This is a genomic window from Streptomyces sp. WELS2, from assembly GCF_013870595.1.
Lineage (GTDB): Bacteria > Actinomycetota > Actinomycetes > Streptomycetales > Streptomycetaceae > Streptomyces.
Genome location: NZ_JACBWZ010001099.1, coordinates 1 through 1,759, shown reverse-complemented (window position 1 = coordinate 1,759; position 1,759 = coordinate 1). Strand labels below are relative to the sequence as shown.

At 70.2% G+C, this 1,759-nt stretch carries 1 protein-coding gene and 1 pseudogene; one reads left to right on the top strand and one right to left on the bottom strand.

Annotated elements, in window-relative coordinates; genetic code table 11:
- Nucleotides 1–816, bottom strand: an 816-nt coding sequence (gene sepH / locus H5J33_RS34025; RefSeq protein WP_181798524.1) for a septation protein SepH, incomplete at its 3' end; no start/stop codon positions are given.
- Between the two features lie 479 nt (nucleotides 817–1,295).
- Between sepH and H5J33_RS34020 the strand changes: the two are divergent.
- Nucleotides 1,296–1,759: pseudogene (locus H5J33_RS34020) on the top strand (hypothetical protein); the annotation flags it as partial.

Below are 1,759 nucleotides of genomic sequence, written 5' to 3'. Positions count from 1 at the left end.
ATCCTCGGTGGAGTCCGACGGGCGCTCCGGGACGACGAGGTCGCCCCGGAAGCTCGGCACGGCCTCCAGCAGGCTGGTCAGGGAGTCGCGCTCGCCCGTGCTCTCCTCGGCGGGTTCCGACGGTTGCGCGGACAGGCCGGGCCGCTCCCGGTCCACCCGTTCGAGCGCACGGTCCATCGAGCGTTCGCGGGGCAGCCGGGCGATCCGGGGCACGAACGGGAAGCTCGGCTCGGGCGCGGCGAGGTCGTCGGACTCGCCGATCAGCGAGCGCGCCTCGTCGTCGACGGCCTGGACGAGCCGCCGGGGCGGGTCGTACGTCCAGCTCGCCGAGTGCGGTTCGCCCGCGACCCGGTAGACGAGCAGCACCTCCCAGGTGCCGTCGTCGCGGCGCCAGGAGTCCCACTGCACGGTGTCCTTGTCGGCACCGCGCAGCAGCAGCCGCTCCTGCACGGCCTCGCCGAGCAGCGGGCCGGAGTTCTCGCCGGGGCGGCGGACCGGGGTCTTGCGGGCGCGCTCGGCCATGAAGGCGCGCTCGGCCAGCACAGGGCCCTCGAAGCGCCGCACCCGGTCGACGGGGATGCCGGCGAGCTGCGCGACCTCTTCCGCGGTGGCCCCGGCTCGTATCCGGGCCTGGATGTCCCGCGGGCGCAGATGGCTCTCGACCTCGATCTCGATCTGGCCGAGACGCGGCCGGTCGCCGCGCACGGCGGCGCGCAGCCGTTCGTCGATCGGAAGTGTGTACTCCGTGGAGTCGGCAGCCTTCAGCACCAGCCGTGTGCCGTCATTCGAGACGGCCACGACACGCAGTTCGGGCATGGGGACCTCCCGGGTGGTGCCTGCCGACGTCACGTGCGTCGCTGCTTCCGCTAGTCGAGTGTGGCCTGCCCGGGTGCAGCCTGCCACAACCTTGCCGAGTTGCCCGGCGTGTCGGGCGCGGGCCCGGGACCGCCGTTATGGCACGGTTACCTGTTCGCCACGCTAAGTGACCAACTCCGTCACCCTGTGCAACTAGTCCCCTCCCGGTGATCCAGCGGGGCCGCGGACCTCCTGGTGGGAGACCGGACCCAGGGCTCGCAACAGTACTCCATTCGGGCCACGTGCGTGGATTGGCACGCTGGCCAACTTCTCGCAAGGTGTGCGACTTGGCCGTTCGCAACCGGTTTTGTCGATCATGACGTGGTGAACTTCACGCAATCGCCAGAAACGGAACTAATGGTTTCGTCCATACGTCCCCTTCTCGTGCAATCGGTCGATCAATGTCGATCAAGTACGGGAAAGGCAGGCAAGTTCCGGGTATGCGTGAGACACCCGATACGGGGCGCAAGCGGATGGATCTGAACGTCCCCCAGGTGGCGGGCAGTGCCCTGGCGGCGGTCGTGGCGGCCAAACTCGCTTCGTATTTCGGGGTGTACGGCACGATCCTCGGTGCCGGCGTGGTCAGCGTCCTCGCCACCTGCGGCGGAACGGTCTTCCAGCACTTCTTCAAGCGGACCGGGGAGCAGCTGAAGGAGAAGACGGTGGTGGCGGCCCGGCCCCGGCAGCGGGCGGTGCCGGCCCCGGGGGAGTTCACCGAGGGCACCGTCTACCGCGCCCGGGTGAAGAGCTGGCGCCGCCCGCTGGTCGCCGCCGCCCTGGTCTTCGGGGTCACGATGGCCGGTATCACGGCCTACGAACTGATCTCCGGCAACAGCTTCAGCGGCGGCAAGGGCACGACCGTGAGCGACGCCGTCACCGGCCGGAACTCCGGCACCCGGTCCGG